The organism is Methylophilus sp. DW102 (genome assembly GCF_037076555.1).
In the GTDB taxonomy this organism is placed as follows: domain Bacteria; phylum Pseudomonadota; class Gammaproteobacteria; order Burkholderiales; family Methylophilaceae; genus Methylophilus; species Methylophilus glucosoxydans.
The window spans coordinates 1,603,617-1,627,393 of record NZ_AP029023.1; the positions used below are offsets into that span (position 1 = coordinate 1,603,617).

Consider the following 23,777-nt stretch of genomic DNA (forward strand, 5'->3'; position numbering starts at 1 on the left):
GAGTTGCAATTTTTATAATAATTATTGTGTCAATGCTTTAATTGCATTCTCTCTATTTAATTTACGGCAGCATCCATCAGTTGCATTTCGTCACTGGTCATGAGTTTCTCAATATCCACCAGGATCAGCATTTCCTGCTCAATAGTGGCCAGGCCCACAATGTATTTGGTGTCGATACGGGTGACCAGCGTGGGGACCTCGCGCAAATGTTCATCGCGCAATTCACGGACATCAGACACACCATCCACCACGATGCCAACGATGCGGCCATTCAGATTCAGAATGATGACGACAGTAAACTCGTCATACTCCACTTTGCCCAGATTGAACTTGATACGTAAATCGACAATCGGCACAATTTTGCCGCGCAGATTGATCACGCCCTTGATAAACGATGGCAGATTGGCAATTTGCGTCACGGCATCGTAGCCACGGATTTCTTGCACCTTGAGGATTTCAATCCCATATTGCTCGCTGCCAAGCACAAAGGTCAGGTACTCGCCGGCCGCCGTTTTCAGGCTGCCGCCAGTGTTATTGGCCGATGTATTTGCTAATTCTGTTGTTGTGCTCATTGCATATACTCCTTATGCATTGATATGTGTTTGTGAAGTCGAATAGTTCTGGTTGGAAAATGCCAATCCACCAGTCACATAATTGGTTGTCTGACCCATCTGAATAATGGCTGGCACATCCAGAATCAATGCCACCGAGCCATCGCCCATAATGGTGGCGCCAGAAACACCGGGAATCCGCTTGAAGTTGGTTTCCAGGCTCTTGATCACCACTTGCTGCTGACCAACCAGACGGTCTACAAACAGGGCAGATTTCTTGCCATCGGCTTCCAGAATCAGCAAGACACCATCAGTCGGATTGGTGATCTGGGTAGGATGGTTAAACAAGGCATGCAAGGCGATAATCGGCAGATACTCTCCACGGACATGCACCATCAGCCCCTCGCCTGTGACCGTTTTCAGGTCTTCTGCACGAGGTTGCAAGGTTTCAACAATCAGGTTCAGTGGCACCACATAGACGCTCTTGTCCAGCGACACCGACATGCCATCGAGGATGGCCAGCGTCAGTGGCAAGGAAATCGAGATGGTCGTGCCATAGCCCAGCGCTGAGCGGATTTCAATATTGCCGCCCATGGCGGTGATATTCCGTTTCACCACATCCATGCCGACCCCGCGGCCAGACACATCGGTCACCACCTCAGCGGTAGAAAAGCCCGGGGCAAAAATCAAACTATAAACGTCAGCGTCAGACATGCTTTCACTGACTGGCAAGCCGTTAGACATGGCTTTAGCCAGAATCTTGTCGCGGTTGAGGCCGCCACCATCATCGGTGACTTCAATCACGATGCTGCCGCCTTTGTGTGCCGCAGACAGGGTCAACGTGCCATTCTCGGCTTTGCCTAGCTGTTTACGCACTTCCGGTTTTTCAATACCATGGTCTACACTGTTACGCACCAAATGGGTCAGAGGATCCACAATCCGCTCAATCAGGCTCTTGTCGAGCTCTGTCGTGGCACCGCTAGTGACAAAGTCCACTTTTTTGCCCAACTTGCCGGCCAGGTCGCGCACCATACGAGGGAAGCGTGAGAACACGAAGTCCATCGGCATCATGCGGATAGACATCACGGACTCTTGCAGGTCACGCGTGTTACGGGTCAGTTGGCTGACACTATTAATCAGTGCTTCGTTATCCACAGGATCCAGTGCATTGACACGCTGTTCAATCATGGCCTGGGTAATCACCAGTTCGCCAACCAGGTTAATCAACTGGTCAACTTTTTCAATCCCGACACGGATGGAGCTGCTTTCTGCATTTTGTGCCGCCGCCGGTTTATCGGACTCACGGCGTTGTTGTGATCTGCGGTCCTCTTTCACCTCTTTCGGTGCGGCTTCAGCGACTTGTGCAGGCGCCGATGTTGCCGCAGCTTGCGCTGCGACGGCAGTCTCGTCACCGATCAATTGTGCTTTGGGGGCATCTGGATGTGGCTTGAATGGGGCAAAGAAGCCGTAACCATCCTCCTGACGCTCCTCATTATTAGTGCCAAACAGGCCATAGCCCATTTCTTCAGCCACCTGAACTTTGCCATTACCAGTCACTTCTGCAGCGACCGGCTGAACCGGGGCGGCCTCCGCTGTTGCTTCAGGCTTGATAATCGGATCATCATCGAAGAAGCCATAGCCCAGATCTTCCTCAACGGGTGCGGCAACCGCGACGGCAGGCGCAGGCTCTGGTGCGGCGGCGGCTTCTGGCGCTTTGGCGGTCTCGCTCGCTACCTGAATCACCAGTGCGTCAGGGTCTACAATAAAGGAGCAAATCGAAACAATGTCGTCTGCGCTCGAATCGGTTTTAACCAACAGTGCATGTGAGCCTGGCGCACGCTGATACACGGCCACCTCACCTAACAAGGCTAACTCGTCTTTCAAGTTTGCCAAGTCGCGCTCGGTAACTACCGGCAAGCCGACGTCATATAAGGTGATGCCTTTGGCTTTTTCATCTTCACTGACAGACAAGGCTGGCTTTTCAGCACCGACGACCAACACTTCCGGCTCTGGTGTCGCAGCTGCAATGACAGGGTCTTCGGGAATGGCGCTTTTGCCTTCAGACAAGGACTTCAGCATCATGGAGACATCGCCGACTTGCTCAGCATCTACTGCTGAACCATGTCTATGCCCATCCAGTTGCATCTTGATCACGTCTTTGGCGGCCAAAAAGGCGTCCACATGCTCTGTGGTCAATGCCATTTCCTGCTTGCGAATCTTATCAAGCAGGTTTTCCAGAACATGGGTAATCTCTGCCATGTCCATAAAGCCAAACGTTGCCGCGCCCCCTTTGATTGAGTGCGCAGCACGGAAAATCGCGTTTAACTGCTCGATATCAGGTGACTCTACGTCAATATCAAGCAACAGGCGCTCTGCTTCGGCCAATAACTCTTCAGCCTCGTCAAAGAACACCTCATAAAACTGGCTCATATCCACTGTCATTGTTTACTCCAGTCCCTTAACCTTGTGCCCTTAGGCACCAATTACTTTTTGTACAACTTCAATCAGACGTTTTGGATCAAATGGTTTGACCAACCAGCCATTTGCACCAGCCGCTTTGCCTTTTGCCTTCATTTCGTCTGATGACTCAGTGGTCAGCATCAAAATAGGCACCTTCTGGTAAGAAGCCAATGTACGCAGGTTGGTGATCAGCGTTAGCCCATCCATCACGGGCATGTTCTGATCCGTCAAAACCAGGTCAACGGTTTTCTCTTTTGCTTTGTTCAAGCCATCCTGACCATCGACCGCCTGTACCACATCATAGCCAGCCGCTTTCAGGCTAAAAGCCACCATTTGACGCAATGATCCGGAGTCGTCTACTGTTAAAATTGTTTTCGCCATGTTTGATTCGCCTTTTTCACTAATTTTGTAAAACGCCGCTGTGACTAAAATAAATCGATATCACCGGTTGCCAAGTCCTGCTGGTTCACTGACTTGCGTAAATTGCCGGTCAAATGCTGGCTACCCTGATCAAAATTCTGGTTCAATTGCTGAATGAAGCTTCTGATTTCCTCATGCTCGTCATCCGCTGCCATCGGAAACTGATGGCTGGATAACTCATGTAACAGCACTTTTAAGCCGTTCACCCGATTAATCGTCCGTTGCAGCAATTGATTGGTCATGTCCTGAAACTGCATGCCAGTCACCACTTTATTCACTTCCTGACCAATATTGTCCTGAAACACCTGCAACTGCTGCATTTCTTCAGGCTGCAACTTGCCGGCCTCTACCAATAACTGGAGGGCAGACTGTTGCTCCATTAACTGGGCATACACATTCATAAAGCTGGCACTGAGCTTTTCAATCGCCTCATTGAGCAAAAAGCTGGTTTGCTGTAAATCGGTTTCGATTTCGAGCAAATGCCAATCACCATGGTGCGAAACTGCAGCCAGTAACTCTCTTAGTTCTTCTATGGGCAATGTTTTCATAGTGGTCCTATCTTGCCTGATTCCCCTGATTTTCAATCAAGAAATAAGCATCATAAAAATGACTTATTTCTTGCGCTTTTACCGTTCCCTGTTTTTTTACTCCGCAGGTGTATCGGCGGTTTTCTGCAATGCATCGACTTGCGAATGGTCTTTCTCACTGACAGAAATTTTTTCGTTATCCTTGAGTAAATCCTCTTCTGCTTCTTTGTTCATCACGATCAGACTGATCCGGCGGTTAATAGGATTGAACGGATTTTCCTTGTCCATCATGATGGCCGAGCCCATGCCAACCACACGCAATAACTTGGTCTCATCCATGCCGCCGGCAATCAGCTCTCGCCTTGAAGCATTGGCACGGTCGGCTGAGAGCTCCCAGTTACTGTAGCCCTGATCACCGCTGGCATAAGGCGTGGCATCGGTATGCCCAGACAGGCTGATTTTGTTATCCACGCCATTGAGTGTTTTACCAATCTCTCGCAAAATTTTCTTGGCGTAAGGTTGCAAGTCAGCGCGTGCGTTTTCAAACATCGGGCGATTCTGTTCGTCGATAATTTGTACGCGCAGGCCTTCCGCTGTCATATCCAGTTTTAATTGGGATTTGAATTGCTTGAGCTCAGGATTTTCATCAATCGCCTGTTCAATCTTGGCCTTGATTTCTTCCAGCTTGGCTTTTTCTGCCTTCTTGAGGACTTCTTTTAACTCTTCTTCCTTAATCGTTTTGTTACGACCAGGGTCGCCATCGACCGGCTTCACCTGACCTTGCTTAAGTGTCACATCCTTGCCGCCGGTATTTTTCAAGGCGGAATCACTGGCACCCACGCCCGGGCCCATGAGCACGACTTTGAGCGGGGTTTTAAAGTATTCAGAAATGCCTTCACGTTGTGCTTTAGAGGTGGAGCCGAGCAGCCACATCAGCAAAAAGAACGCCATCATCGCCGTCACAAAGTCGGCGTAAGCGATTTTCCAGGCACCCCCGTGATGACCGCCGCCGCCTTTCTTGATTTTTTTAACGATAATGGGGGCAATATGTTCTTCTGCCATTTTCGTGGTCCTCTAGGATTGGTCCTGTGCTTTATTTGGATTGATCTTGTTTGCCAGGCTTATTTTTTAGCTTGCTTGACGTAATCTTCAAGCTCAGAGAAACTTGGACGCTCAGTGGAGTACAAGACCTTGCGGCCGAACTCAACAGCAATTGCAGGCGCATACCCATTCAGGCTGGCAAGAAGCGTCACCTTGATGGTTTGAAAGACCTTGGAGCTTTCTTCCAGCTTGGCTTCCAGCACCCCAGCCAGCGGGCCAACAAAGCCATACGCCAGCAAAATACCGAGGAAGGTACCCACCAGAGCGTGGCCAATCAGCACACCCAGTTCGGTGGGCGGCAAATGCAAACTTTCCATGGTGTGTACCACACCCATCACTGCGGCCACAATACCAAAAGCTGGCAAGGCGTCACCGAGTTTTGCAATACAATGCGCTGCCACATGGCCTTCCTGATGGTGGGTTTCAATTTCGTTATCCATCAGGTTTTCTACCTGGAAGGCATCCATGTTGCCGGACACCATCAAACGCAAGTAATCACAAATAAACTCGACCACATGATGGTCATGCTGAATTTTGGGATATTTGCCAAACAAGGCACTGGATTCAGGATCTTCAACATCCTTCTCGATCGACATCAGCCCTTCTTTACGAATTTTGGTCAGAATCTCGAACAGCAAAGCCAGCAAATCCATATACATGGCTTTGTTGACATGGGAGCCTTTGAAGGCATTTGGTAAGTCTTTAAGTGTGGCTTTCAATGACTTGGCATCATTGCCGACAACAAATGCACCTACAGCCCCACCGAAAATCATCACGACTTCCAATGGCTGCCATAGGCCACCCAAGTGCCCCCCGGCCGCTGCGTACCCGCCAAAAATCGCCCCTAAAATAACGACATACCCGACAATGACTAACATGCCTACACTCCACAATGGTTTTACCAATGTTAAGAGCATAGCAACAGGCCAAGGAATTCAATTATCCAAATAAAAGGGCTTTAGCCCCTTATTAAATATGGTTAATTCTGGTTAGATTTCATGCCAGCAACGACAGGCCTAAGCGCCTGCGATGGCGGATACAAGAAAGGAATAAAGGCTGTCTACAGGCTGTAGACGTACAAGGCTGGGGCGTTTTTTTGCGGATAGATGATTCGTTGCGCCGTCATGTCTGGCACCGGAAACTCGGAGCTGACAAACAGCGTGCCAGCCGGCATCTCTGCCCTCACCTTTTGCCAGACATCGGGCATCACAGCAGGCGACAAATAAGCAAAGATGACATCAAATTTTGCAAAGTCCAGTTCGCGGTAGTCACCGAGCGTAAATCTGGCACTGGTGCCAGAAAACAAGGCTCTGACCGCACTGACCGCCCATGGCAGCGGCGCAATTTCGATACCTGAAACCTCGTCATGCACACGCTGGCTCGCCAAAAACAGGGCGAGATCCCCAATCCCGCTGCCAATATCCAGCACTTTGAGCGGAGCATCATCGCCATGCTGCTCCAGCACGTGATGCAGCGCGCGCCAGGTGGCAGGGAAAGAAGGATAAAATGGGACCCGGGTGTTGTGTACAGACCAGTACAGGGTCAAGGTAATGATAAATCCAGCCAGGTAAACCGTGGCAGGCAAGTTAATATGCTGCATGCCAAGGACAGCGACTGGAAAAATCGCATGAATCCAGCGCCACCAGACTGGCATCTGCGCGGCTTTGGCCAGCAGGCTGACCAAACAAATATGCAGGAGCAGCCAAATCCAGACATGCTCTAGCGAAATGCCAAGATGGCTTAATTCAAATGCGAATACACTGTTGATCACGCCTGGCGCGAGGCCCGCGATCAACAGTATACTCAGGGTCTGGATCAGTAATGCCTGGCACCACAACCGTTTTGGTAGCAGGCGCTGTAGCCAGGGTTTGGGCAACAGCGTCTCTACCGAAAGTTTGGCCGATGGCATGCTGAATCCTTTCACTCACAGAGTGTCGTGACACTGATCCGGCTGATCAGGCAGTCATGGAAACCAGTTTGTAGCTCAACTCTTTTGCCTTTTTGGTTTTGCCGGCACGTGAAGGCACATGGCACAAGTTGCAGACATAGTTCTGGTTCAAATCATAGCTATTGACGATGTATTGACCACCACAGCAATGACAGACTTTAGTTGTCAGCATCTTGCTTTCAATAAAACGTACCAGTGTCCAGGCGCGTGTCAGTGACAACACAGGCTCTTCTTTGGCGTCGGCATCAGGATGCTGTACTTGTTGCATATACAAGGTATAGGCTTTGATGATGGCCTGGATGCCGTCTACCCCTGCGTAATCAACCATAAAGCGATAAATGTTGTAGAAAATCGAGGAGTGAATGTTTGGTTGCCAGGTCAAGAACCAATCGGTAGAGAATGGCAACATGCCTTTTGGAGGAGAAACGCCTTTCATCTCTTTGTACAGCTTGATCAAACGCTCACGTGACAATGTGGTTTGTGATTCGAGCAACTGCAGGCGGGCGCCCAGTTCGATCATTTGCATGGCCAGTTGAATTTGTTCTGCTTCGTTTACTACACTCTTCTTTTGCATGATATCCTCTTTTCTCTTTCTAATCGCCGTGTGGTGACAACTACGCTGCTTATACTGTGGAATCTGCGGCCTGGGCTGACATCAATACCGCGGTATGCAGATGGGCTTGGGCAGGGTCTTTGGCATAGCTGGTCAACATTCCCAGGATTTCGCTATCATCAAAGCGGAAGCGGGTCAGCAGCATGTTGGTGTTACAGAGTTTGAGTAACTGCAGATTGGTCAAGTTTTCGAGCAGATCTGCAATTTCCTTGTTAATGCCAAGGCGGAAGATGGCAGTGGCTTTGTCAGCACGGATCAGTTGTTGCGCCAACATCAGGTAGTTCAGGTTGGCATCCTTGATTTCAGCGAGTAAATCGTTTTGCATGTTCATGATCTTTTCTCCGTTTTTTTGCGTAAATTTAAGTCCGCCTGAGCGTTAGGCGTACTTTGCGCGCAATCATGAACTGCAACAATCAGGGTTTGTCGGTTTATTTTGTAAGACAGACGAAAACAGCCGTGTAGGAGTTTGTCTTACAAACCCCTACACGGCATTATTCACCAACAATAATATCAATCACTTATCGCTCAAACCTAAAGTTGAGCTACAAGTTCGTTATGTGCAGTCTGTCAGCATTTTTTGATTTCCAATTCAAAAATTAATTCAAGTTTTCTTGTTGTATTCCGTAAACAATGACTTTTATTCGTTTTCAAGCCGTCTTCATGATGGCCAGATACTTTTTCAGATATTCCGGTTAACGTCCCTACTTGATAAAACTTTAGGGTGCACAATCAAAAAAAATCCAAAAATTTGATAAGTCACTGTTTATTAATCAAAAATATTTTTAGCTTTTACACCCCTTAACAACAGGCAGGCAGCAACTGTGAGAAAGCGGTCAATTCGCCCTTTTATTCCCAACTTAGAAATACATTTATCTAGCCAATAATCACTCACAAGACACACGACATGGCGTGGTGTGCAAACCCGGAACGAGTGAAAGACATGGCAGCTGAAGACAGCGATATGGAAAAGACCGAAGACGCGTCCCCCAAGCGATTGGAGAAGGCACGCGAAGACGGCGATGTTCCCAGGTCGCGCGAATTGGCCTCTTGTGCGGTTTTGTTTACCAGCGGCATTGCCATCATGATGATGAGCAAGCCGATGGGTGAGGCCATGAAGGATGTATTGCGTCAGGGCCTGAGTCTGGACAGGGCCATGGCGTTTGAGCCGCAGCTGTTGATTGTGCATATGATCAAAGTGGTGGAACAGGCAATGTGGGCCTTTTTGCCACTGGCAGTCATTGTGGTTGCCGTAGCGATTGCTTCACCGATCTTGGTCGGTGGCTGGGTGATGTCGCAGAAATCGCTGGTGCCCAACTTTGGCAAACTCAACCCGATGAAAGGCTTGTCCAATCTGATCTCCAAGAACTCGCTGGTGGAGTTGGTGAAGTCGATTGCAAAAACCATCCTGGTTGGTTCTGTCGGCTACACGCTGGTGAAAAAGGATTTGCAACCGATGTTGGGCTTGTCCAACATGCCGCTGGAATCCGGAATTAGCACTGTCAGCGAACTTATGGTGACCGGCTTTTTAACATTGGCTTCTGCGCTGGTCCTGATCGCCGTGATTGATGTGCCCTACCAGCTGTATCAATACGCGCAAAAACACAAAATGACCAAACAGGAACTCAAGGACGAATCCAAAGAGTCCGAAGGCAGCCCTGAAATTAAAGGCCGTATCCGTCAGCAGCAGCGTGAAATGGCGCGCAGAAGAATGATGAGTAATGTGCCCAAGGCAGACGTGGTGATTACTAACCCGACCCACTATGCCGTGGCGATCAGCTATAAAGAAGGTGAAAATGCAGCGCCTGTCGTCGTTGCCAAAGGCGTCGATGTACTTGCGCAAAAAATCAAGGAAATTGCTGCAGAACATAATGTGATGACGCTGGAATCCCCCAAACTGGCACGGGCCTTGTATGCCCATGCCGAGCTGGAGCGCGAGATTCCACAAACCTTGTATGCCGCGGTAGCGCAAATTTTGGCTTATGTGTTTCAACTGCGCGTGTTCAAGCAGCATGGCGGCGTCCGTCCGGTCATCCCTACTGATGTACCGGTCCCGGACGCACTGGATCCACATGCACTGGTCGCAGCGCCTGCCACGGCAACAGATATTGAATAAGCAAGACTGAGGAGTATTTAGATGAATAACTGGCAACAAATAATGGGGAAATTGGACGGCCGCAGCATCGCCGCCCCGCTCATTATTGTTTTGCTGCTGGCCATGATGATCTTGCCGTTACCGGCCATCATGCTCGATGTGTTTTTCACTTTTAATATTGCCTTGTCCATCCTGGTCTTGATGATCGGTCTGCAAACCACCAAGCCGCTGGACTTTATCGCCTTCCCGACCGTACTGCTGATGACCACCATGTTGCGCTTGTCGCTCAACGTGGCTTCGACCCGTATCGTGCTGACCGAGGGCCATGCTGGTCCTGATGCCGCCGGTAAAGTGATCGAGGCCTTTGGTCACTTTCTGATTGGCGGGAACTATGCGGTCGGAATTGTGGTGTTCGTCATCCTCACCATTATCAACTTTACCGTGATCACCAAAGGTGCGGGCCGGATTGCAGAAGTGGGTGCACGGTTTACCCTGGATGCGATGCCAGGCAAGCAGATGGCGATTGACGCGGACCTGAACGCGGGCCTGATTGGCGAAGATGAAGCCCGTCGCCGCCGTAAAGAAGTCGGCCAGGAATCCGAATTCTATGGCGCGATGGACGGTGCAAGCAAGTATGTGCGCGGGGATGCGATCGCCGGGATCTTGATCATTATTATCAACATTGTCGGCGGGTTGATTGTCGGCATGGTGCAACATGACCTGAGCTTTGGCGATGCAGTGAAAAACTACACCCTGCTCGCCATTGGTGATGGCCTGGTGGCACAAATCCCTTCGCTGGTGATTTCCATTGCGGCCGGTGTGGTGGTTTCACGTGTGGCCAACAATGAAGACATCGGCGGCCAGCTGATTACCCAACTGTTTGAAAATCCACGTGTGCTGACCATCACCGCCGGCATTATTGGCGGTATCGGCCTGATTCCAGGCATGCCTCACCTGGCCTTTATCGGGTTGGGGGGCTTGTTGGGTGGGATGGCCTATTCAGTCAAACAAAAACAGGAAAAAGCCAAACAGCAAACGGTGATTGAACCACAACCAGATGATAAATTGGCCCCGGCCAGCGAGGCGGAAGAAGCTACCTGGAACGATGTGCTGCCAGTAGATACCATCGGCCTCGAAGTTGGCTACCGTTTGATCCCGCTGGTGGATAAAGGTCAAGGCGGTGAATTGCTCAAGCGTATCAAGGGCATTCGCAAGAAATTTGCCCAGGAGATTGGTTTCCTGGCACCGACGGTCCATATCCGCGACAACCTGACGCTTAAACCGAACGCCTACCGCATCACCATGAAAGGCGTGGAAATGGCGACCGGGGAATCTAACTATCATCAAATGCTGGCGATTGATCCAGGTGCGGTGACCGGTGAGCTTGAAGGCACCCGCACTACAGATCCAGCCTTTGGCTTGCCGGCAGTGTGGATTGATCCCGAGCAGAAAGAATTCGCACAAAGTCTGGGCTATACCGTGGTAGATCCAGGCACCGTGATTGCCACTCATTTAAACCACATCATTTCACTCAATGCCGGTGAGCTGTTGGGCCGCCAGGAAGTCCAGCAACTGCTGGATCACATGAGCAAAGAATCTAGCAAGCTGATTGAGGAAATTGTGCCCAAGATCATCAGCTTGTCCACCTTGCAAAAGGTCTTGCAAAACCTGCTCAATGAGGGCGTGCATATCCGTGACATGCGCACGATTCTGGAAACGCTGGCAGACCATGCCCAGTATTCGCAAGATGCCAATGACCTGACCGCCATGGTCCGCATCAAGCTGGGGCGTGCAATTGTGCAGGACCTGTTCCCCTACAGCAACGAGATCACCGCCATGACCTTAGATGGTCAATTGGAAAAACTGTTGTTGCAAGCATTACAAAACAACCAGTCTAGCCAGGGCGTGATCGAGCCTGGCATTGCCGAAAGACTGTCACAAGAGACCGAAATGGCCGCCAGACAGCAAGAGCAGATGGGCTTGACACCAGTCCTGCTGGTGGCTGGCCCCCTCCGCCAGGCTTTATCCAGATTTTTAAGAAGGACCGTCCCGCACCTCAGAGTGTTATCCCACGATGAGTTGCCAGACAACAAATCGATTCGTGTCACCAGTTTAATCGGAGCGCAGTAATATGAACATCAGAAGATTTTTTGGCAAAAACGCACGTGAAGCCCTGGCTCAGGTCAAGCAGGCCCTGGGGGAAGATGCCATTATTGTTGCGAATCGCAGTGTCAACGGTGGGACCGAGATCATGGCCATGCTGGAGTCGGATGTCGATGCCAGTGCGAGCCAGCCAACTGCTGAGCAAGGCAGCGAGCAAACCCGCAGCCTGCTTGATTTTGTGAATGCCAAAGAGCAACCCCGGCAAGCAACCCCAGTACCGGCGCCGCGCGCCGTTCAGCCGCCGGCAGCAACGGTCTCTGAAGAGGCCAATGTCAACGAATCGGCCATCATGGACATGCTCAAGCAGCACAGTGAACAACAAGAGCATGCGTATCAGCTGGCAACACAAACGCTGGAAGAAAAAATGCAAGGCATGATGGTGGAAATGCGCCAGATGCGCAGCCACTTTGAAACCCAGATGAGTGCCATGACCTGGCAGCATCATTTACAACATAGCCCGGCCAAATCAAAAGTGCTGGGCACCCTGCTCGCTGCCAACTTCAGTGCGTCTCTTTCGCGCCAGATTGCCGAAAAAATGCCGCAACACATTGATGTGAATAAGGCGCCAATGTGGGCCAAAGAAGTGATCAGCCGCAATTTGCATACGCTGGACGACGAAGATGCTTTGCTGGACCGTGGTGGCATCTATGCCTTGGTCGGCCCGACCGGGGTAGGCAAAACCACCACCACAGCCAAACTGGCGGCCCGCTATGTAATGAAACATGGCACCCAGAACCTGGGCTTGATCACCACGGACAGCTACCGGATTGGCGGCTACGAGCAATTACGCATTTACGGCAAGATTCTGGGCGTGATGGTACATGCGGTCAAAGATGAAGAAGACTTAAAAATAGCCTTAAACGAACTCAAGAACAAACATATGATTCTGGTGGATACCGTAGGCGTCAGCCAGCGTGACCAGGCGGTGACTGAGCAACTTTCCATGCTGAGCCGTGCCGACAGCCCGATACAGAAACTGTTGTGCCTGAATGCGACCTCAACCGGCGATACCTTGACTGATGTGATGCGTAGCTATAAAAAACATGATATCGCTGGCTGTATCGTCACCAAACTCGACGAAGCGGCTGCGATTGGCAATGTACTGGACGTGTTGATTCGCGAACGTATGCGCCTGTTTTACACCACCAGCGGTCAGCGTGTGCCGGAGGATATCGAGGTTGCAGACAAGCAAGCCCTGGTCGAGCGCGTGTTGACACCGCACCAGGCCAGCCTGCCCTACCAGTATCTGGATGAAGAGTTACCGCTGGTGATCTCCAGCATGATGCAATCCGCCAGCCAGGAGCAGCCACATGTTTAATTACCGTGACCAGGCGGACGGCTTGCGCCGTATCATGGCCAAAACCTCTGCCCGCATTATCAGTGTGATTGGGGCCAATGGCCAGCCAGCCAGCCAGTGGATGCGTCAACTGGCGACCAGCATGCTGACGCCAGAACAGCGTTTGTTGCTGGTGCACGCGCACCGCCAACCCGCGATGACACATTCCCTGCAAGGCATCGCCGTGCAACGCCAGGCCATCCAGCGGGGCATTTTCAAACACCCGCAAGGCTATGACCTGACCTGTTTGGGCGAAAATGACCTGTTAACCTCGCCTTTATCTCACGATTTAAAAACGCAACTCAACGGTATAGTGGAGCAACTTGCGTACGATTACGACACTGTGATGATTGAAGCACAACTGGATAGCCAAGACTACAGCCTGCTGCTGCCGGTAATTGCCGCGCATGAGCTGGTGATCCAAATGGATAGAAGCGAAGCCGCCATTAAGTCGGCATATGCGACCATCAAGCACATCAGCCAGCAGCATGGGCAGATTCCGTTGGGTGTCGTCGTGACAGACGCTAACCATGATCAAGGCAATCAGTACTTTATGCGCCTGAACCAGGTGTGCAAACAATTTTTGGGCATCACGCTGGAGTTCATTGGGGCCATGCCTGCTGAAACCGCCAAGGCAGTCACTGCCAACCCTGGGCGCGCGACTGCAGAAGTGAGCAAACAGCTTTCCAGCACACTGGCGTTTAAAACCGTCGCCCATCGTCTAGAACAACAACGGATTTCCATGCCATCCATGGCTGTTGCCTAAAGTCAAAAAGGAAAAACATGTATACCGCTAAAGGCACGACTCAAAATACCGATCAGATGCTCAAAATGCATAGCGGCCTGGTCAAGAAAATGGCGTATCAAATGAAGGCCAAGCTGCCCTCCTGCGTCGAGCTGGATGACCTGGTGCAAGCGGGCATGATCGGGCTGATGGACGCGATACAGCGTTACGAAGATACGCATGGGGCACAATTTGAAACTTACGCCTCTCAGCGCGTACGCGGCGCCATGCTGGATGAATTGCGCGGTGCCGACTGGCTGCCGCGCGGTATCCGCAAAAACATGCGCGATATCGAGTTGGCTGTGCAGCAACTGGAACAAAAACTGGGTCGCCCGCCAACTGAATCCGAAATCGCCAAGCACATGAATTTTAGCCTGGAAGATTACTACGAGGTCTTGAGCGACTGCCAGGGTCACCAGCTGATTTATTACGAAGATTTTCAGGACGATGACGGTGGCGAGCACTTTCTGGATCGTTATGTGGACGATGATAGCAGCGACCCGGTGAAAGCCCTGCTCGAAAGCGACTTCCGTGAAGCCTTGATTGCCTCTATCGACAACTTGCCAGAGCGCGAAAAGATATTGATGGGCTTGTATTACGAGCAGGAGCTTAACCTCAAGGAGATTGGCGCCATCATGAATGTGTCCGAATCACGCGTTTGCCAGCTGCATAGCCAGGCGGTCGCCCGCTTGCGTGCCGCCATGCGTGAAAAAGCCTGGACCGGAGTTGCCTGATGGATTGGGGTAGCCTGGCCGGACTGCTGATTGCACTCGGCGGCCTGGTCCTGGGCCAAGTCATAGAAGGGGGCCACCTCAACTCCCTGATGCAACCTGCTGCCTTTGCCGTGGTTATTCTCGGCACGACTGGCGCCGTCTTGCTGCAAACCGAACTCAAAGTGTTTATCAAAGGCCTGCGCATGTTGAAGCTGGCCTTTGTCCACCCACAAGATGACCGTAAAAAATTCGCCGTTAAAATCAATCAATGGAGCCAGCAGGCGCGCAAAGAAAGCGTGCTGTCTCTGGAAAGCTACATCAAGCGTGAGCAGGATCCTTTCGTACGCAAGGGCTTGCAATTGCTGGTGGACGGCACCCCGCCTGACCGCATCCGCGAAGTCTGTGCCATTGATATGTATTACTACGAAATGCAACAGCGCGACGCTGTCAAAATCTGGTCAGCGGCAGGCGGCTATGCGCCCACCGTAGGCATTCTGGGTGCGGTGCTCGGCCTGATTCATGTCATGGAGAATCTGTCTGACCCAAGCAAGATCGGTAGCGGCATCGCAGTGGCCTTTGTTGCCACCATTTATGGTGTAGCGCTCGCCAACCTGGTGTTTTTACCCATCTCCAATAAACTCAAAGGCCATGTCCAGCATGAAATGTCCAGGCGCGAAATGCTGCTCAATGCCTGGGTCTCCATCGCACGGGGCGACAATCCAAAACTGGTCAGTGAGCGGCTGGAATCTTATCTGCATTTGAGACAATCGTGATGTACAGACGCCACAAGCTCGAAGATGAAGAGGAAAGCCACGAACGGTGGCTCATTTCTTATGCAGACTTCATTACCCTGCTGTTTGCTTTTTTCGTCGTCATGTATGCCACCTCCAACATTAACCTGAATAAATACCGCGCCCTCTCCAGCTCGGTCGTCAATGCGTTTCAGGGGCAACCGGGGGCTGTCGGCCAGCCGCAGAATATGCCACAGGGCTTACAAACGCCTGGTTTGCCAGTTCCTGGCGCACAGAATCAAAATGGGCAAGTTCCAAGTGCGGTGATGAAGCCTTTGCCGCTCAGCTATCTATATCAGGAAAAAAAACTGCGTGATCAGGAGAAAATTCGTGCCATGGCTCAGCAACTGGCCAACACTCTGGGGCAATGGATAGAGCAAAAACAGATCACGGTTTACCAGTCAGACTTGGGGGTGGAAATGGATATTTCCACCCATCTGCTGTTCCAGAACAACCAGGCGGCATATACACCCCAGGCCAGCCAGGTACTGCACATCATCAGCGCACAACTAAAAAATGAATACCGCACCCTCCAGGTTGAAGGGCATAGTGACAAGCACACCTTCAGTGGCATGGTTGACGCAGAAAGCAAGCGTTGGACATTGACGGCGACGCAGGCAGCACGCGTCGCGGCAACACTGGCCGCCGATGGCATCGCAGCCAAACGGCTTTCAGCCCTTGGCCTGGCAGAAACAAGGCCGGTCTCCAGCAGTGACAACAATCTGGCGCAATCGCTCAACAGCCGTATCACCCTGCGCATCCTCACCGCAGAGGCAGGTGAGCAACTCACCACCAATCTGGCGAACCGCCAGGAAGTCTCGCCAGCCGAGCCAGAAGCAACCGCAGAGATTCCAACGATGGCAACGCCAGCTACTTTGCCATCAGCAATGACAAACAAGCGCAACAGTCAGCCTTGACCTTGGCTGTGCGGCCGTAAAAGTTATTTTTTAAACCATCCCCTTTTAGGGCATCATTTCTAAACCAGCGCTTGTTGCAACCAATCATTAAATGCGTCTATTGGCATGGGTTTACCAAACAGGTAACCCTGGTAGCGGCGGCAACCATTGTTTAGCAACAGCTCCAGTTGTTCTGGGGTTTCAACCCCTTCGGCAATCACGCCGAGGTACATGCTCTGCGCCATTGCAATAATGGTACGCACAATGGTGCGGTCATGACTATCGGTCACAATATCATTTACAAATGAGCGGTCTATCTTGAGTTGATACAGTGGCAATTTTTTCAGATATTGCAACGAAGAATAGCCGGTGCCAAAGTCGTCTAGGGAGAACTGGATGCCTGACTGGCTGAGCTCTGTCATGATGCGTACCGCATCGTCCACATTTTCCAAAAGCAGGCTTTCGGTTAACTCCAGACGCAAGGCATTAGGGTTGATTTGATGCCGCTGTAAACAGGCTTTGACCATGGCGGTGAAATTGGCCTGACGGAACTGGCGCGCGCTGATATTCACCGACAAACTGAGTTCACGTGTTTTTTGTGCCCGTTGCCAAACGGCAATTTGTGCACATGCCTGGTCGAGCACCCACATGCCGATTTCAACAATCAGGCCACTGCTCTCGGCCACCGCGATAAATTGCAGCGGTGAAATGAGGCCTTGGGTGGGGTGTTGCCAACGCAGCAAGACTTCTGCACCAAACGGCCGGCCGGTGTGATCCACTTGCACCTGATAATAAACCCGCAACTGTTGCTGGACGATGGCTTCGCGCAGCTCGGCTTCGAGGCGCGCTTGCGTCGCAATCTCGGTCTGCATGCCAGGCTCATACAGACAGGCATGGTTGCGGCCAGTCTGCTTCGCTTTGTGCAAGGCGATGTCCGCGGCTTTCACATAGTCCGTTTCATCCATGTCTGTCCCGCTAAAGCTGCACAAACCCATGCTGGCGGTCACCGGTAGCTTGAGTCCTGCCACGTTAAAGGGCCGTTGCAGGGTTTTGTGCAATTTGCGCTGCAAGGCCCAGACCTGTTGTACCGCCTTGTCTTTTTGGGTGGACAGCCCGGAAAGCAGAATCAGAAACTCATCGCCGCCCATACAGGCAATAAAATGCGGTTGTGCCGCCTTTTGCAGGCGCTGCGCCACTTGCTGCAACAGCGTATTGCCTGCATTGTGGCCATGGGCTTCATTCACCCATTTGAAATGGTCGAGGTCGATATAAATGAGACCGCCATGTTGCTCTGCGGCGGATTGATGACGCAAGGCATGCAATACTTCATACATTTTTTTGCGGTTAGGCAAACCGCTCACCGGCTCAAGATAGGCCAGGGTTTGCATCGACTGCTGTGACAAATGGCGATCCACGACGATACTGACCAGTCTGGCCGCCTGCCCGATCAGGGATTGCTCAGCGGCTGTAGGTAGTTGTACCTGGCGCGAATACAAGGCAAACGCCCCGAGCACTTCCCCCGCAGCATTGAGAATAGGCTCTGCCCATCCGCCCTGCACTCCCGAAGCCTGTGCTGCCGTTCGGTGGTACTGCCAGTAAGGATGGGTCATGACATTTTCAACCATCACGCGCTGGCGCGTGGCAATCGCTGTGGCAAGAGAGCCATTACCGGCCTCCAGCTTGAGCTGTTGCAAGGTTTGCAGTAGCGGAGATGGCAAACTGGGCGCGATCACGGTTTGTACACGTTGCCCCAGATCCTGCGTCACTACGATGGCACAAAAGGTCTCGGGATGCAGCGCTTCGATCTCGCCAACAATCCAGGCCAGGATGTGTTCGGTGTCCTGTTCTTTAAGAATCAGCTCCAGCATAGAAAACTTGAAGCGATCATAGTCTCGCACTCGTTGTTTTTCTTGCTGGTAAAGCAAGGCAGCTTGATGCGTCTGACTCACATCCCGCACCAGCAGCAAACAACGTGGCTCGTTTTGCCCATGCAAAAAATAATGCACTCGACACTCTAGCCACTGCACTCCCAGCTGGTCGCAGGCAATCTGTATGCATTGTTGGGTGGTCTGATCAGTGGCGGGCGTTAACAGGGCTTTTATCAACGCATGACTTTCGGCGGGTAAGGCTTGCCAAAGGCCGTTGCTATTCAAGACTTGATGCGCTGGTGAAGTCGCAGCTGGCCCTTGCGCTAACACAGACAAACAATCACCGGCGGCATTGGTCTCAACCGCCAGGTAATACTGGGCCGGATCAAGCAAATTAGACCACTGTTCAAGAAGCACACACAGTGCAGGATTGGCCAATATTGAAGCACTTGGCTCAGAGATTACTGAAGACATCGCAAACTTTCACAACTGCAGTGCACAATCTCTGTCCCTCCAACGCAGGTAAATACGCTGGTCATGAGATGGCACACCCCCGAAGAATATTTTTAGAATAGCACTACCAATGGATGGCTGCGCATTATATTTACAATAATGTGTCCAAAAAGCAGTGCGATGTCAAGCACAGATACCTTAACACTTGTCTGGCTGCAAGCAAGTTCGCGGGTAGAAACAGTGCGCGACCATCCCCCTCCCCGGCCTCACTTTGGGGTAAATCCGGCGATTGGAGTTCGTCCCACGTAAGATGGCTTTGCATCATAAAAAATCAAAGAAAAATCGCCCAAATCTACTTTCTACTAAAGACAGGCAAACGCAAGAGCATGATCAAGCCAAACACCCCGCTGTAAATGATCGGTTCGGTCAGGTCTTTTTTGACCAGCCACCAGAAATGCAGCAAGGCCAAGACCGCAATCACATACACCAGTTGATGCAATGTTTTCCAGCGCTGTTTAAGGGCATGCATGGCTGCCTGGTTAGAAGTAGCCGCCAACGGCACAGTCAATAATAAAGCCAATGCCCCAACCAGCACATAGGGATGCTTGACGATATCTTTGACCATGTCTGACCAGTCGAACTGATAATCCAGCCAGACATAACTGGTCACATGCAAACTGGCATAGGCAAACATCCATAACCCTAACAGGCGCCGCACGGCGATCAACCAGCCTAGACGGGTGAGAGATTTAAGCGGTGTCACACTCAGTGACAGTAACAAAAATACCAGTGCCCACGTGCCGGTCGAACGCTCAATAAGTTCAACCGGATTCGCCCCCAGGTCATTGGTAACCCCCAGATAGACCAGGCGCAGTATCGGCAGTAATGCGCCTAGCCAAACCAGCATCTTTACCCCCTTGATGCGGTCTTTCACTGAAAGAGAAGGCCATGTGAATAAAGGACTCATATTAGAAATTTTTCTTCAAATCCATCCCGGCATACAAGCTGGCGACTTCTTCATAACCATTAAACAGCTTGGTTTTCACGCGCCCGGCAAACAGTCCTGCGCCGATACGCTTCTCTGAGGACTGCGTCCAGCGTGGATGATCGACTTGCGGGTTTACGTTGGCGTAAAACCCGTATTCACGCGGACTAGCCCGCATCCAGGTTGTCGTTGGCATCTGCTCTACAAAGCGAATGGTAGAAATGGCTTTGGCCCCTTTAAACCCATACTTCCATGGCACCACCAGACGCACTGGTGCGCCGTTCTGATTTGGCAAGACCTTGCCATACAGTCCCACCGCCAGAATCGTCAGTGGTTGCATGGCCTCATCCATACGCAACCCCTCCACATAAGGCCAGTCCAGTATTGGCATGCGCGCGCCAGGCATATGCCGGGGGTCGTTATACGACACAAATTCAATATACTTTGCATTGCCGGTCGGTTGCGCCCAGTCAATCAGCGCCTTGAGTGGCAACCCTATCCATGGGATGACCATAGACCAGCCCTCGACACAGCGCATACGATAAATCCGCTCTTCAAGCGGTGCCAGCTTCATCAGTTGCTCAATGCCTATGGTTTTCGCTTGCTTGACCGCACCTTCTATCTTGATGGTCCATGGCGTCGGCTTGAACAGCACCGCCTCGCGCGCCGGGTCTTCTTTGCCGGTGCCAAACTCATAATAATTATTGTAATTGGTCACGTCCTGCAAAGCGGTGAGCGTCTCCTCCTTGCCATAGGCGGTTTTTTGAAACTCCAGCGTTTGCGCTGCCTGTGCCGTGGTTGGCAACCACAAACTGGCAGCGGCGATACCAGCAGCCTTGATCAAGGTCCGGCGTTGTTCAAACAGCGCTTGCGGCGTGATTTCTGAGGGTAAGATTCCGCTGGGGTTGCTGCGGTGAGGGTCAAATTGCATGTTGTTTCCTGTGTGGTGACAATTGTATGTTTGTCGCGTATGACAGGAAAACCTTACAGGGGATTCCAAATAAAAATAAAACTTTAACTGCCAGGGACGTTTGACAGGGCTAAATGCGTCACTTGAGGCCCTTAACTGGGCCTCAAGCGCAAATCATCCAGTTTGATTGGGAATGCTTTATTTTGCCTGTGTCAACAAGGCGTCCAGTTCAGCATCTTTTAATTTGGCGGCAATGGTACGGGCTTGCTGCAGTAACTGTTGCGCAGCCGCATGATCCCCTTGTGCCTTTTTTGAAGCGGCCCATTGAATGGCGGTCTTGGCTTCATAAAATTCGCCGCCATTGTCATGCGCATAGTCCATCAAGCGCTGGTAGGTTTTGTCTGCCCCGACAAAGTCTTTTTTATCGGTAAACAATTGCCCCAAAGTCAGGCTGGCTTCAGCATATTGGTCAGGGGTGCCTGATTTGCGCAGCATCAGGACACCTTTGAGCTGATATTCAATCGCTTTTTCAGCCTGTTTTAACTGCTGATAGGTCATGGCTTCGTGGATATAGCTATCCGCGCGCTCGTCGTCGTTCAAGGAGAGCTTTTCGCCGGCTTCAAATGATTTGAGCGCGTCAGCATACTGCTCCATTTCAAAATAGGCTTCGCCGATGAGGTTGTGGGCAACGCGGGCATAGCGGCGCATGTTTTGCTGCTCGCTAAATTTCAATGCTTGCTGATAACTCTCCAGCGCTGCGGCATGCACTTTGGCTTCCAGCTGCGCATTGCCCAACAACATATGCGCCGCAATCAGATCCAGCCCTTCCGGCTTGAGGCTTAGTGCCTGTTTAAAGCTCTGCTGGGCGGCGGTGTTATCCCCTAAACCCGATTGCGCGCGGCCTTTGCAAAGCCAAAATTCAGCCTGTTTTGCATGCTGCTCCGCAAGTTTGACGGCTTCAGCGTATTGATGTTTTTGGACGGCAGTATCGCAGGCATCTAATGCAGCATCCTTAGCCATTGATTCATTTATAATCAATAGATTAACAGCAAAAATTAAAGTTAATTTTAAGTTCATATTCAGAATAAACTCGATTGTTTTGAGAGAGGTTCGATTGAATCAGAGGGCGTTTCCGTTGTCGTGTCATCTTCAGAAGCGGCCTGTAACATGACGAGCAATGCAGCTTCATCCAGAATGGCGATATTCAGTTGCTGCGCTTTTTCAAGTTTGCTGCCCGCCTCTTCTCCGGCCACCACATAACTGGTTTTGGCCGAGACACTGCCGCTGACCTTACCGCCCGCGGCTTCAATCATCGCTTGGGCTTGGTCACGCTTGAGCGTAGGCAATGTGCCAGTCAGCACAAAGGTTTTGCCAGCAAACGGGGTCAAAGCGGCCTTTTTTTCAATGTCGGCCCAATGCACACCTAAATCGCGCATGGCGGCGATCACTTCGCGGTTATGCGGTTCCTGAAAGAACTGATATGCAGCTTCCGCCACAATCGGCCCGACATCCTTGACTTGCGTGAGTGCGGCTACATCGGCCTGCATCAAGGCATCAAGATTGCCAAAATGTTGTGCCAGGTCTTTTGCAGTGGCCTCACCCACATTGCGAATCCCTAATGCATAAATAAATCTGGGCAAGGTCGTTTGCTTGCTTTTTTCAATGGCTACCAGCACATTTTGTGCAGATTTTTCTGCCATCCGTTCAAGGTCGCTGAGCATGGGCAGGGTCAAACGGTAAATATCATCCAGATGATGGACGAGTTCGCGTGCAACCAGCTGGTCTACCAGTTTCTCACCCAGGCCCTCAATATCCATGGCACGGCGTGAAGCAAAGTGTGTAATGGCCTGTTTACGCTGTGCGGGGCAGATTAATCCACCAGTGCAGCGTGCCACTGCTTCATCCTGCGGACGGACCACATGCGAGCCACATTCCGGGCAGACGGCAGGCATGACAAAGCGGCGCGCATCTGCCGGGCGTAATTCTGTTTTTACCGAAACAACCTCAGGGATCACATCCCCTGCCCGCCTGACAATCACGGTGTCGCCGATCTGGATATCCTTGCGCCTTAATTCATCCTCGTTATGCAAGGTGGCATTCGTAACCGTTACGCCGCCTACAAATACGGGTTTCAATCTGGCAACAGGTGTGATTGCACCAGTACGGCCCACCTGCACAGAAATATCTTCAACAATGGTTGTCGCCTCTTCGGCCGGAAACTTGTGTGCCACCGCCCAGCGCGGCGCACGCGAAACAAAGCCTAGGCTGGTCTGCAAGGCAAAGTCATTCACTTTGTAGACCACGCCATCGATGTCAAACGGTAACTGGTGCCGTTTTTCGCCAATCTCGGCATAGTATTCACGCAACCCCTGAGCGCCTATTTTCACCGCGCGCAAATCACTGACAGGAAAACGCAAGTCAGCCAGGTATTGAATGGCTTCAGAATGAGTGTTTAATTCCGGCACGCCTATGCTGGCGCCCAGACCATAGGCAAAGAAATGTAGAGGGCGTTTGGCGGTAATGTGAGGATCCAGCTGGCGCAAGCTACCTGCTGCGGCATTCCGCGGGTTGGCAAACAGTTTGCCATTAGCAGCGGCCTGTTGCTGATTGAGCTTCTCGAAGTCTCTTTTCAACATCAAGACCTCGCCGCGCACCTCAAGTAAGGCTGGTGGCTGCGCAATATTCAAGCGGCTGGGAATGGCGCGTATGGTTTTGAGGTTGTGGGTGACATTCTCCCCCGTATATCCATCACCACGGGTCGCGCCCTGCACAAATAGCCCGTGCTCATAGGTCAGGGTAATCGCCAAGCCATCAAATTTTGGCTCGACGGCATACGCCACCACGGCCTCCCCGGTACCTTCACGCACTCGGCGGTCAAACGCTTCTAGCTCGTCGTCTGCAAAGGCATTATTCAGGGAAAGCATGGCTTGCCGATGTTGCACACTTTCAAAAGCAGACAATGCCTGACCACCCACCCGCTGACTGGGGGAATCCGCAGTAATCAGGTCTGGATATTGCTGCTCAATCTCGACCAGCTGACGGTAGAGGCCATCATATTCACTATCGCTGACCAAGGGCGCGTCCAGCACATAATAGTGATAGTCATACTCGGCAATACGTTGCTTGAGCTGCTGCAACGCCAGCGCAGCCTCTTGCATGGACATCA

General features: G+C 51.5%; 21 protein-coding genes. 7 read left to right on the top strand and 14 right to left on the bottom strand.

The genetic code is table 11. The features are described 5' to 3' along the window. Positions 1-56: 56 nt before the first annotated feature. From AACH41_RS07365 to flhD, 9 genes are all read right to left on the bottom strand, one after another. The gene (locus tag AACH41_RS07365) at positions 57-572 is read right to left on the bottom strand and encodes a chemotaxis protein CheW (protein ID WP_338654092.1); all 516 of its coding nucleotides are present in this window, start codon (positions 570-572) and stop codon (positions 57-59) included. 12 nt (positions 573-584) lie between these two features. Next, a complete protein-coding gene (gene cheA / locus AACH41_RS07370) occupies positions 585-2,993 on the bottom strand; it encodes a chemotaxis protein CheA (protein ID WP_338654095.1) in 2,409 nt (802 codons plus the stop codon). Between the two features lie 30 nt (positions 2,994-3,023). Further along, positions 3,024-3,392 carry a response regulator gene (locus AACH41_RS07375; RefSeq protein WP_018985223.1) on the bottom strand — a complete coding sequence of 123 codons (369 nt, stop codon included), beginning with the start codon at positions 3,390-3,392 and terminating at the stop codon, positions 3,024-3,026. A 44-nt stretch (positions 3,393-3,436) separates the two neighbouring features. Next, positions 3,437-3,979 carry a chemotaxis protein gene (locus tag AACH41_RS07380; RefSeq protein ID WP_194747591.1) on the bottom strand — a complete coding sequence of 181 codons (543 nt, stop codon included), beginning with the start codon at positions 3,977-3,979 and terminating at the stop codon, positions 3,437-3,439. Between the two features lie 96 nt (positions 3,980-4,075). Continuing rightward, positions 4,076-5,020: a flagellar motor protein MotB gene (gene motB, locus AACH41_RS07385; protein ID WP_194747593.1), complete on the bottom strand. Its 945-nt coding sequence runs from the start codon at positions 5,018-5,020 to the stop codon at positions 4,076-4,078. A gap of 59 nt (positions 5,021-5,079) precedes the next feature. Then, positions 5,080-5,937, bottom strand: coding sequence for a flagellar motor stator protein MotA (motA, locus tag AACH41_RS07390; RefSeq protein WP_194747595.1), 858 nt, complete (start codon positions 5,935-5,937; stop codon positions 5,080-5,082). A gap of 182 nt (positions 5,938-6,119) precedes the next feature. Continuing rightward, the gene (locus tag AACH41_RS07395) at positions 6,120-6,968 is read right to left on the bottom strand and encodes a class I SAM-dependent methyltransferase (protein ID WP_275355219.1); all 849 of its coding nucleotides are present in this window, start codon (positions 6,966-6,968) and stop codon (positions 6,120-6,122) included. A 46-nt stretch (positions 6,969-7,014) separates the two neighbouring features. Beyond that, positions 7,015-7,581: a flagellar transcriptional regulator FlhC gene (gene flhC, locus AACH41_RS07400; RefSeq protein WP_194747597.1), complete on the bottom strand. Its 567-nt coding sequence runs from the start codon at positions 7,579-7,581 to the stop codon at positions 7,015-7,017. A 49-nt stretch (positions 7,582-7,630) separates the two neighbouring features. Continuing rightward, entirely contained in the window at positions 7,631-7,951 is a 321-nt protein-coding gene (gene flhD, locus AACH41_RS07405) for a flagellar transcriptional regulator FlhD (protein ID WP_194747599.1), read from the bottom strand. 609 nt (positions 7,952-8,560) lie between these two features. Here flhD and flhB point away from each other — a divergent pair. From flhB to AACH41_RS07440, 7 genes are read left to right on the top strand one after another with little or no spacing between them, the layout of a single operon-like run. Beyond that, positions 8,561-9,733, top strand: a complete 1,173-nt coding sequence (gene flhB / locus AACH41_RS07410) for a flagellar biosynthesis protein FlhB (protein ID WP_338657588.1) — start codon at positions 8,561-8,563, stop codon at positions 9,731-9,733. A gap of 21 nt (positions 9,734-9,754) precedes the next feature. Further along, positions 9,755-11,842: a flagellar biosynthesis protein FlhA gene (gene flhA / locus AACH41_RS07415; RefSeq protein ID WP_275355223.1), complete on the top strand. Its 2,088-nt coding sequence runs from the start codon at positions 9,755-9,757 to the stop codon at positions 11,840-11,842. 1 nt (position 11,843) lies between these two features. Continuing rightward, positions 11,844-13,193, top strand: coding sequence for a flagellar biosynthesis protein FlhF (gene flhF / locus AACH41_RS07420; RefSeq protein WP_338654110.1), 1,350 nt, complete (start codon positions 11,844-11,846; stop codon positions 13,191-13,193). Further along, a complete protein-coding gene (locus AACH41_RS07425) occupies positions 13,186-13,977 on the top strand; it encodes a hypothetical protein (RefSeq protein WP_194747603.1) in 792 nt (263 codons plus the stop codon). The genes flhF and AACH41_RS07425 overlap by 8 nt, the downstream gene beginning before the upstream one ends. A 17-nt stretch (positions 13,978-13,994) precedes the next feature. Next, positions 13,995-14,729 (top strand): RNA polymerase sigma factor FliA, encoded by a 735-nt coding sequence (locus AACH41_RS07430; protein WP_275355227.1) that lies wholly within the window; start codon positions 13,995-13,997, stop codon positions 14,727-14,729. Continuing rightward, the gene (locus AACH41_RS07435) at positions 14,729-15,481 is read left to right on the top strand and encodes a flagellar motor protein (RefSeq protein WP_338654115.1); all 753 of its coding nucleotides are present in this window, start codon (positions 14,729-14,731) and stop codon (positions 15,479-15,481) included. The genes AACH41_RS07430 and AACH41_RS07435 overlap by 1 nt, the downstream gene beginning before the upstream one ends. Then, positions 15,481-16,416 (top strand): flagellar motor protein MotB, encoded by a 936-nt coding sequence (locus tag AACH41_RS07440; protein ID WP_194748422.1) that lies wholly within the window; start codon positions 15,481-15,483, stop codon positions 16,414-16,416. The genes AACH41_RS07435 and AACH41_RS07440 overlap by 1 nt, the downstream gene beginning before the upstream one ends. Before the next feature lie 59 nt (positions 16,417-16,475). Here AACH41_RS07440 and AACH41_RS07445 read toward each other — a convergent pair whose 3' ends face one another. From AACH41_RS07445 to ligA, 5 genes are all read right to left on the bottom strand, one after another. Continuing rightward, on the bottom strand, positions 16,476-18,737 hold the full coding sequence (locus AACH41_RS07445) for a GGDEF domain-containing protein (RefSeq protein ID WP_338654116.1): 2,262 nt from the start codon (positions 18,735-18,737) through the stop codon (positions 16,476-16,478). A 331-nt stretch (positions 18,738-19,068) separates the two neighbouring features. Continuing rightward, positions 19,069-19,623 carry a protein-methionine-sulfoxide reductase heme-binding subunit MsrQ gene (locus tag AACH41_RS07450; protein WP_338654119.1) on the bottom strand — a complete coding sequence of 185 codons (555 nt, stop codon included), beginning with the start codon at positions 19,621-19,623 and terminating at the stop codon, positions 19,069-19,071. A gap of 61 nt (positions 19,624-19,684) precedes the next feature. Then, the gene (msrP, locus tag AACH41_RS07455; RefSeq protein WP_194747608.1) at positions 19,685-20,632 is read right to left on the bottom strand and encodes a protein-methionine-sulfoxide reductase catalytic subunit MsrP; all 948 of its coding nucleotides are present in this window, start codon (positions 20,630-20,632) and stop codon (positions 19,685-19,687) included. A gap of 177 nt (positions 20,633-20,809) precedes the next feature. Next, entirely contained in the window at positions 20,810-21,631 is an 822-nt protein-coding gene (locus tag AACH41_RS07460; RefSeq protein WP_338654122.1) for a tetratricopeptide repeat protein, read from the bottom strand. Positions 21,632-21,690: 59 nt separating this feature from the next. Continuing rightward, complete coding sequence (ligA, locus tag AACH41_RS07465; protein ID WP_338657589.1) at positions 21,691-23,775, bottom strand: NAD-dependent DNA ligase LigA; 2,085 nt, start codon at positions 23,773-23,775, stop codon at positions 21,691-21,693. Positions 23,776-23,777 lie beyond the last annotated feature (2 nt).